This window comes from Bacillus sp. 05T31, assembly GCF_056396725.1.
Genome location: NZ_JBFTMA010000116.1, coordinates 1 through 9,219, shown reverse-complemented (window position 1 = coordinate 9,219; position 9,219 = coordinate 1). Strand labels below are relative to the sequence as shown.

The following is a 9,219-nucleotide window of genomic DNA, read 5'->3' as shown; positions in this document are numbered from 1 at the left end:
CATATGAACAATATATGAAATCAATATTAAAATTCCATCATCTATAGGGGGAATGAAAATGACAGAAAATCAAAAAGTTTACGACATAACGATTATTGGTGGTGGCCCAACAGGACTATTCACCGCATTTTATGGCGGAATGAGACAAGCAAGTGTAAAAATTATTGAAAGCTTACCTCAACTTGGAGGGCAATTATCCGCGCTATATCCCGAAAAATATATTTATGATGTAGCTGGATTCCCAAAAGTGCGCGCACAAGAGTTAGTTGATAACTTAAAAGAACAAATGAAAAGGTTCGATCCAACTGTTTGCTTAGAGGAAGCTGTTGATACGCTTGAAAAACAAGCTGACGGTATATTTAAACTTGTTACAAATAAACAAACTCACTACTCTAAATCTGTCATTATTACTGCTGGTAATGGTGCTTTCCAACCACGCCGCTTAGAATTAGAAGGCACAGCAAAATAYGAAAAGAAAAACTTACATTATTTCGTTGATGATATGAATAAATTTGCTGGAAGACGCGTCGTTGTATTCGGCGGTGGTGACTCAGCAGTAGATTGGACAATGATGTTAGAACCGATTGCGGACAAAGTTACAATTGCTCATCGCCGCGATAAATTCCGTGCACATGAACATAGCGTAGAAAGCTTAATGAATTCCCGTGCAGAAGTAAGCACACCTTACGTTCCAGTTGAACTTATCGGTGATGATACTATTGAACAAGTTGTTCTTCAGCACGTAAAAACAGAAGAAAAAATTATCATCGATGTTGATGACGTAATCGTAAACTACGGCTTCGTTTCTTCACTTGGTCCAATTAAAAATTGGGGCTTAGATATTCAAAAAAACAGCATCCTCGTGAACTCAAAAATGGAAACAAATATTCCTGGCATTTACGCTGCTGGTGACATTTGTACATATGAAGGAAAAGTAAAACTCATTGCTTGCGGCTTTGGTGAAGCACCGACAGCAGTAAACAATGCAAAAGCTTACTTCGATCCAAACGCAAAACTTCAACCAATGCATAGCTCAAGTATGTTTTAATATAGGAATGAAAAGAGCTCCTTTTACATGAAAGGAGTTCTTTTGTTATAAAGATCCCTAATCCAAATTACCTCTCTTTCTTCACAGCTATGTACTTTAGAAAAAATACCACATACTCCTAAAATATGTTACAATAAAACAGAACGTACGTTTCATTCAATGGAGGGAAATTTTATAATGAAAGAACCTATTATCATTAAGAAAGAAGCTTTCCAAGCAATCGGTGTTTCTATTACGACGACAAATGAAAAAGAGGCATCTACTGAAGGGAAAATCCCACAACTTTGGAACCAATACTTCCAAGAACAAATCATGCATCACATCCCAAATCAACAAACAAAAGAAACATTCGCTTTCTACTCAAACTACGAATCAGATGAAACTGGTACATATCAATTTACTATTGGCATGCCTGTTTCTTCATTAGAAGACGTTCCTGAAAATATGACAGCCTTAACAATACCTGCCGCAACGTATGCGGTATTTACAACGAGAAAAGGTCCTGTGTCTGAAGTCATTTGTGAAACTTGGGAATATATTTGGCAATGGTCGAAAGAAAACAAACGTGCTTTTACAACAGACTTTGAGCKTTATGACGAAAATGCAGTAGATCCAAATAACGTACAAGTGGATATTTATATTGCYTTAGCGTGAATGACAAAAAAGAAGATACCCTTTGGTATCTTCTTTTTTGTCGTTAAATAGCCACTGTGCAAATTCATTATTATTGTCTACAATGAGAAAGTGCAGTATAGAAATATTAGAAACTGTATAAAGTGAAACTATACTCAGTGGGGGTTTACGGGCAGTTGGTCTCCCGCCTAACTTCTTTGCCCTAGCCCAATTTTGAGGTGGGAGTTTTACTGCCCACAAATAGCGGGATAAAACGATTGTTAATAGGTTTTTTAGTCTAAATTTGGTACATAGAAAGGAAGCAATATGGAGGAACTACAACAAAATAAATCTGCTTTAGAAGGAAGCGGAAAACCGTTATTAAAAAATACGAACTTCCTTTTTCTTTGGGCAGCTACTCTCTTTTCAAGTTTTGCTTTAGCCTTTTTTACTTTTTCACAAACATGGTACATAGCAAAAACATTAAACCTTGAGGCTTCACTCGGTATTGTTTTCGTGGCTCTTAGTGTTCCAAGACTCATCTTTATGATTATCGGCGGAGCATTAGCTGATAAATTCCCGAAAAAAAATATTATGTTTTACTCTAATATTATTCGCGCTATTCTTGTCGCAACCATTCTCACCTGGTTCATCGTCGGTGATGTAACACTATATACATTTGCTTTGTTTGCTTTGTTCTTCGGACTTGCTGACGCTTTCTTCTGGTCAGCAGATGGATCTATTCTGCCTGAACTTGTAGAAAAAAGCCGTTTAACACAAGCAAATTCACTTACTCAAATGACAAACCAAGCATCTGTCATTTTAGGACCTGTACTTGGCGGTATTCTCATTAAATTTACGAACTATGAAACAATTTTTTCAATCACAATCCTGCTACTCATTATCGCTGCGATACTCGTTCAAAAAATACAATTTACAGTACCCGAAAAAAATGAAACAGATAAAGGCATGTTTACTTCTATTAAAGAGGGAATTTCATATGTAAAAGAATCACCATTTCTTTCAACTTTCCTTATATGTAGCGCCTTTTTAAATTTATTTTTAATCGGCCCAATGCAAGTAGGCTTCCCGCTCTTCGTCAAAAACGTTCTGCACGGTGATTCACTTCAGTTTAGTTACTTAGAAGCGTCTGTTGGCGGCGGGATGGCGATAGGAGCTGTCATTGTCGGATTAAAAAACATTAACCGCAGACGTGGTCTATTTTGTATTATCATGATGCTACTGTCTGGTGTATTCTTCCTAGCCATCAACTTTAGCACCGTACTTTGGCAAGCGTTATTAGCTGGAATGTTTTATGGTGTTACAATTGCGATGGCTATCGTTCCACTTATGGCAATGATTCAATCAACAGTAAAAGAAGAGATGATGGGACGCGTTATGAGCTTACTCATGCTTTCATCGATGGGATTCATTCCGCTCTCTTACGCATTTACATCGCTTGCACTTGGGATAGGCATTCCAATTGTAACGGTTATGAAAAGCGGTGCAATCGCTGTTATCGTCTTTGTACTATTTGTAGCAATTCGTGTTCCAGTTGTAAGAAAGTTCGATTAGCTACTTGGAGTCATGTATTATACGCATGGCTCYTTTTTAAATGGATCGAATAACGRTATYCCCTTACTYCKCCTYAAWGCCGCTCCCCACTCTAATCCAATTTCTAAAAATAAATCTCGCATCGTACTATACAATAGTGCTCCAACATCTTTACGAATTTCTCCGTACTTATACGCTCTCACAACACTTTTCACCCTCCAAATTAAATTTCCACGCACTTCTTCATCAGCTAATATTCCCTCTAATAAAGCACCTTGTTCTAGTAATCCGCTCTTTTTATAAGCAAGTTCCACCTTACTCCAAAATATATTAATCTTCTTCGGATTACTCGTCATCGGCACCAGTGCGTATATAAAAGGCTTCGGTATATCGTGACGACAATACGTTTCATCAAGCTCGTACGTTACTTTTCTTTTCTCTTTTATTTGTGGAATGTTTTTAGAAAGAATTGTTTCYCCCKCRYKTTTTTGCTCRTTTCCACTACAGCCATCTGTACGATCATCACTTTCACATGCGGACATTTTCATACGGTCATCCATGCGGTCAATTGCAGATTTAAGAAATACATATAAGTTTGCACTATATCCCCCGCGCTTATATCTTTCTTTTGTCGCAACACGTTTTATAATCCCTAGTTCCTCTAACTTTGCAATCGAGCGGCGTACCGTACGAATACTCTTTCCAACATTTGTAGCAATCGTCTCCATTAACGGACAAGCAACTCCCACGGTTTTCTGTTTCTCATTCACTGCATACTTTCCTAAAAAATGAATAATGATAGCATCCGTTTTATTCAATTGAAATCGATAGCACTTCAAAACTTGTTTTTGATATGTATTAAACTCTTCTTTACTTCGAAATTGACTATATGGTTTCATTAAATTATATAAGCTTCCCATTTTTATCACCTCACTTATAGGTAAGAAATAGGAAGAGAAATTGGCGTGATATTTAATATTTTTTATCCCGCATTAACGGGCAGTAAGACTCCCACCTCCAGATTCGGCGAATGCGAGGAGGTTAGGTGGGAGATCAACTGCCCGTAAAAGCCCGATTGGTTCAACTAATAATCAGTGGGGGATGGACAAAACCCCCACTGATTAAAATTTMACTTTATTGGAGATGAAAATATGATYGTAATTAGYGCTTGTTTAGGTGGTATTRCTTGTCGKTATGACGGTAACGATAATCTCGTTTCAAAAATAGAAGAGTTATTACAAAAGGAAGAYACCATCCTTGTTTGTCCCGAAGTATTAGGCGGTTTACCAACACCACGCCCTTCTGCTGAAATTATCGGCGGTAATGGCGATGATGTTTTAGATGGAAAAGCAAAAGTAATAACGAAAGAAGGACAAGATGTCACGGAGGCTTTCGTGCGTGGTGCTTATAAAGCATTAGAACAAATAAAAGATTTAAACCCAGAATATATAATTTTAAAAGAACGCAGTCCATCTTGTGGTAGTTCTACTATTTACACAGGGGAATTTAACGGCAATAAACAAACTGGTTACGGAGTGACAACAGCTTTATTCAAAAGGCATGGATTTAAAGTAATTTCAGAAGAGGATTTTGAGAACGAAAAAAGGAATTGACCCTGTTCGTCAATTCCTTTTCCATCTGTCTTATTTCACACCTAATTTTTCTTTCACTTTCGCAGGAAGCTCGTCCTTTTTCACTTCTTCCCAAGCTGTTACACCTTTTTTATCTGAGTGGTATACGCGTAGGAATGCTTCTTTACGAAGATTTTTTTGCGCTATGAATTCTAATTCTTTCTCTTTACCATCTTTATCAAAACCAGTTAGTTTATATTCGTAATCTTTATAAGGCTGACCATTATCAGCTTTACCATTATATTCTTTTCCATCTACTGTAATTTGAACGTAATACTCATCTTTACCCATACGGTTTAAATCACAGCCAACTAAYARRCTTGCRAATACRACTAAAATACTAAAAAGTGCAATATATCTTTTCATTTCCTTCACCTCATRTGTTTTTCTTATATTGTTATCTTAAGGCCTAAGCTTTAAAGAAGAAATTCAAAAACATGACATGAACATTACACTTTTGTAAGATAGTAAATTAAAACTTTAATCAGTGTTTTTTCATTGAAAACGTTATTGACACTCATCTAGCCTAGTCATGACAATCTATTAACGCCAATAACGTCTTCCACGCCAACTTTTCCACTTGTCACGAATCTTATCACATAATTTCCTTATACCGCTTATTACACCCTCTATTACGCACTCTATTATGATATCTATTACAAGGTAACTTACGAATCTAATTATAGGTTTAATCACATATCTCCCTACGAATTCAAAAACATCGTCGATCTTGCGTCCCCTTCTTCTTGCATATATTCGTTATCTTTGTCATGCTCTTTTTCTTTTTAGCGCAAAAGAAAAGACCTTCCTAACGATTTGGTTTCATCGCTAAGAAGGTCTTTATATGCAACCTACCCATTCAATTTCCACTTAGAATAAAGGGATGAAAAAACTTAGCAATCTTCTGGCTTACCAGCATTCGACGCTGTACGGAAAGATGATCCGCATCCACATGATGCGATCGCGTTTGGATTGTCGATTGTGAATCCGCCGCCAAGCATAGATTGCTTATAGTCAACTTTCACTCCCTTTACAATCGGAGCACTTTCTTTATCGATAACAAATTCAACACCGAAAAACTCAAGAACTGTGTCGTCTTCTTTTGGTTCTACTTCAAATCCTAAGCCGTAAGAAAGACCACTACATCCGCCGCCATGTACAGCAAGGCGCACGTACTTCTCTCCATCTTCAGCATCTTTTAACATATCTTTAATTTGAAAAGCTGCTTGTTCTGTTACTTCAATCATGAAATACACCATCCTTTCTGTTCTCATTCTATTATACATCTTTACGCTTCTATCTTGTACTCATACACTCCGCGGCAAATTATTTCCGCAGGTCCTTTCATTAATACATTTCCTTCTTCTGTCCATGCGATCATTAAGTCGCCGCCTGCTAAGTGAACCGTAATTTCTTTACCGTGTTCCATTTTCCCATTTAAAATTGCCGCAACGACAGCTGCGCATGCTCCTGTCCCGCAAGCTTGTGTTACACCAGATCCTCGTTCCCAAACGCGGAAATTCATCTCTTCATCATTCAAAATCTCGATGAATTCAACATTCACTCGCTCTGGGAACATTTCATGCGTCTCAAGAACCGGTCCTAACGTTGTAAGAGGCGCTTTTTCTACATCATCAACAAAAATAACCGCATGTGGATTCCCCATTGAAACAGCTGTAAATGCATAACGGTGATTATTGTATAAGAAGTTTTCACGAATAAATGGTGTTTCTCCTTCACCAAGCATCGGTATCTCTTCACGTGTTAAACGAGGTGCTCCCATATCGATTTTCGCTAATGTAACTTTGTCATCTTCTACCGTTACTTCTGCYGTAACAATACCAGCTAACGTTTCAATTGTGAAAACTTTACCTTCTACTAGTTTATGCTCATACGCATATTTCGCTACGCAGCGTAAACCATTTCCACAGCTCTTTCCTTCTGAGCCATCGTTATTAAACATGCGCATTTTTACTGGTGCCACGTCAGAAGGACAAATTAAAATCATTCCATCTGCACCAATACCAGTATTAATATTTGAAACCTTTTCCGCTACAATTGCTAAATCTTCTTCTCTAATTTGTTCCTCAAACATATTTACATATATATAACTATTTCCAAGACCATGCATTTTTGTAAAAGAAAATTGGCTCATTTTTATTCACTCCAAAAATAATTTATTATTTCAAGTATAAAATGCATGCTTTTAGAACACAATATGAATGTCCCCCGTTTCTCATATTTGACAGTGTTTTGGCAATAAGCCGTTCTTACACAAATCGTGTAAGAAAAAAGCCCTTCTAAAAGGGCTTTTTTTTTTTCGAAATAAACACTCCTAATAAAGTGAAACTTTAATCAGTGGGGGACGGGCAACAGGGCTTCAACCTAACTTTTTTGCTTCAGCTGAATTTTGAGGTGGGAGTCTTACTGCCCGCAAATAGCGGGATAAATGAAAAAAGAAAAACGTTGCCTGTTTGCAACGCTTTAAAACATTGGATTTTCATCCATATAATCATATACATTATTTACAAGTTCTTCTACTGTTGCACCTTGTACCACTTCACCATTTACAAGTGCAAATGGACCTTCAAAACAGATGCCACAATATCCTAAACAACCATATTCCATTACGTCTAAATTAGGATCTTTTTCTAATTTTTCTAAAGCTGCTTGCGAACCGCTTGCAAGGTTACCTACACAAAATTCGATTAATGGTTTAATCAAAACTCTCTCCCCCCTGTATCTCTAAACAAATTACCATTTACTTTATATGGTATGTGCATACCTAATTTGCGAAACGGATAAGTAACCCTCTCTACTTATTACCATTCCACTTTATTTATAAGAAGAAAACTAAGCTGTTTCTTGTTGTTTTCGTTATATATTCTAAACTATTTAGTTACTTCACTATTTCACTTCATAATAGATGGTCTTCTTTATATAACATACTACTCATAATGAAATAGTAAATAGTAACTAGAAAATGAAAACCACTTACTTTACTTTTCTTCTTATTGTACAACAGAGTATTCATTCATGCATTGTTATTTGTTCACAAATTCGATATAATTTGATTGTGTAAAGTCAAAATATTTTATTAATATAAAATTGTATGATTAGGGGATATTTCAACAGAAAAGGGGTAATCCATCATGAAACACCTCGTACTACTAGGTGGTGGCTACGGTGGAATGAGAATTCTGCAGCGGCTACTTCCAAGCAACCAACTTCCAGATGATGTACAAGTGACATTAATCGACAAAGTACCATATCATTGCTTTAAAACTGAATATTATGCATTAGTTGCGGGTACAATTTCAGAAACGCATATTCGCATACCGTTTCCTGAGCACCCACGTCTCAATATTCAATACGGAACAGTAACAAATATTGACCTCGAAACGAAAGCCATTCATCTCGATGGCGGTGAAACGATTCAATATGATGATTTAATTATCGGGCTTGGCTGTGAAGATAAATATCATAACGTTCCTGGGGCAAAGGAATATACACATAGCCTACAATCAATTGAACAAACACGTAAGACATATGAACAATTAAATAGCTTAGAACCAAATGCAACAGTAGCTGTCGTTGGGGCTGGTTTAAGCGGCGTTGAAGTGGCAAGTGAACTTCGCGAAAGCCGTTCAGATTTAAAAATCTATTTATTTGATCGAAAAGATAGAATTTTATTCCCATATCCAGAGAAATTAAGTAGATACGTAGAAGAATGGTTTGTAAAACATAAAGTTACCATTATACGAAACTCTAACATTACAAAAGTGGAACCAAACATTGTATACAACCATGATGAACCACTTGAATGTGATGCAATCGTCTGGACAGCTGGTATTCAAGCAAATGAAGTTGTTCGAAACCTTCCAGTWGAACAAGATGGTAGCGGACGGGTTGTTTTAACGAAATATCACAATATTCCAAAYAAYGAGCRCGTTTATGTCGTAGGAGATTGTGCAGCACTTCCACACGCACCATCTGCTCAACTTGCTGAAGGTCAAGGAGAACAAATTGTCCAAATATTATTAAAACGTTGGAATAATGAACCCCTTCCTGATGAACTGCCTGTTATTAAATTAAAAGGTGTTCTCGGTTCTCTCGGCAAAAAACACGGATTTGGTTTACTAGCAAACCAACCATTAATGGGACGTGTACCGAGATTATTAAAATCCGGTCTTCTTTGGATGTACAAATATCATAACGGTTAATACTTTAAAGGCTGCCTACATAGTAGACAGCCTTTTTCTATTCATTTTTTGTAACTACTCAGTCATTCTATGAAAAACCGACAGAAAAGCATTTTTTTAAATAGTCGAGAGGGACTGGCTATGTATAGGATCGGTCAGTGCCTTTTCCTGC

Annotated in this window: 11 protein-coding genes; 5 read left to right on the top strand and 6 right to left on the bottom strand. The window is 36.9% G+C overall.

What is annotated here, in order from left to right:
* The first annotated feature begins 58 nt into the window (after positions 1-58).
* The 3 genes from AC1DJR_RS10165 to AC1DJR_RS10155 all read left to right on the top strand — a co-directional run bounded on the left by AC1DJR_RS10165 (position 59) and on the right by AC1DJR_RS10155 (position 3,235).
* A complete protein-coding gene (locus tag AC1DJR_RS10165; RefSeq protein ID WP_429688760.1) occupies positions 59-1,048 on the top strand; it encodes an NAD(P)/FAD-dependent oxidoreductase in 990 nt (329 codons plus the stop codon).
* Positions 1,049-1,225: 177 nt separating this feature from the next.
* Positions 1,226-1,702: a GyrI-like domain-containing protein gene (locus tag AC1DJR_RS10160; protein ID WP_477002532.1), complete on the top strand. Its 477-nt coding sequence runs from the start codon at positions 1,226-1,228 to the stop codon at positions 1,700-1,702.
* A 285-nt stretch (positions 1,703-1,987) separates the two neighbouring features.
* Positions 1,988-3,235 carry an MFS transporter gene (locus AC1DJR_RS10155; protein ID WP_429688761.1) on the top strand — a complete coding sequence of 416 codons (1,248 nt, stop codon included), beginning with the start codon at positions 1,988-1,990 and terminating at the stop codon, positions 3,233-3,235.
* 17 nt (positions 3,236-3,252) lie between these two features.
* Here the strand turns inward: AC1DJR_RS10155 and AC1DJR_RS10150 are convergent, their stop codons facing one another.
* Positions 3,253-4,134: a helix-turn-helix domain-containing protein gene (locus AC1DJR_RS10150; protein WP_477002531.1), complete on the bottom strand. Its 882-nt coding sequence runs from the start codon at positions 4,132-4,134 to the stop codon at positions 3,253-3,255.
* A 231-nt stretch (positions 4,135-4,365) separates the two neighbouring features.
* Between AC1DJR_RS10150 and AC1DJR_RS10145 the strand changes: the two genes are divergently transcribed.
* On the top strand, positions 4,366-4,827 hold the full coding sequence (locus AC1DJR_RS10145; RefSeq protein ID WP_477002530.1) for a 2-thiouracil desulfurase family protein: 462 nt from the start codon (positions 4,366-4,368) through the stop codon (positions 4,825-4,827).
* A gap of 30 nt (positions 4,828-4,857) precedes the next feature.
* Here AC1DJR_RS10145 and AC1DJR_RS10140 read toward each other — a convergent pair whose 3' ends face one another.
* The 5 genes from AC1DJR_RS10140 to AC1DJR_RS10120 all read right to left on the bottom strand — a co-directional run bounded on the left by AC1DJR_RS10140 (position 4,858) and on the right by AC1DJR_RS10120 (position 7,569).
* The gene (locus AC1DJR_RS10140; protein ID WP_044439147.1) at positions 4,858-5,211 is read right to left on the bottom strand and encodes a YxeA family protein; all 354 of its coding nucleotides are present in this window, start codon (positions 5,209-5,211) and stop codon (positions 4,858-4,860) included.
* 177 nt (positions 5,212-5,388) lie between these two features.
* Positions 5,389-5,574 (bottom strand): hypothetical protein, encoded by a 186-nt coding sequence (locus AC1DJR_RS10135; protein WP_080784437.1) that lies wholly within the window; start codon positions 5,572-5,574, stop codon positions 5,389-5,391.
* 164 nt (positions 5,575-5,738) lie between these two features.
* Entirely contained in the window at positions 5,739-6,092 is a 354-nt protein-coding gene (locus AC1DJR_RS10130; protein ID WP_002034566.1) for a HesB/IscA family protein, read from the bottom strand.
* Positions 6,093-6,133: 41 nt separating this feature from the next.
* A complete protein-coding gene (gene dapF, locus AC1DJR_RS10125; RefSeq protein ID WP_002015893.1) occupies positions 6,134-7,000 on the bottom strand; it encodes a diaminopimelate epimerase in 867 nt (288 codons plus the stop codon).
* A gap of 329 nt (positions 7,001-7,329) precedes the next feature.
* Positions 7,330-7,569 (bottom strand): YuzB family protein, encoded by a 240-nt coding sequence (locus AC1DJR_RS10120; RefSeq protein WP_002015892.1) that lies wholly within the window; start codon positions 7,567-7,569, stop codon positions 7,330-7,332.
* Positions 7,570-7,997: 428 nt separating this feature from the next.
* Here AC1DJR_RS10120 and AC1DJR_RS10115 point away from each other — a divergent pair, with 428 nt between their 5' ends.
* A complete protein-coding gene (locus tag AC1DJR_RS10115; RefSeq protein ID WP_477002529.1) occupies positions 7,998-9,068 on the top strand; it encodes an NAD(P)/FAD-dependent oxidoreductase in 1,071 nt (356 codons plus the stop codon).
* The last annotated feature ends 151 nt before the right edge of the window (positions 9,069-9,219 follow it).

Excerpts from the sequence above, each read along its gene's own strand:
- AC1DJR_RS10155 (WP_429688761.1), top strand. The coding sequence starts at position 1,988 with ATGGAGGAACTACAACAAAATAAATCTGCTTTAGAAGGAAGCGGAAAA.
- AC1DJR_RS10130 (WP_002034566.1), bottom strand. The coding sequence starts at position 6,092 with ATGATTGAAGTAACAGAACAAGCAGCTTTTCAAATTAAAGATATGTTA.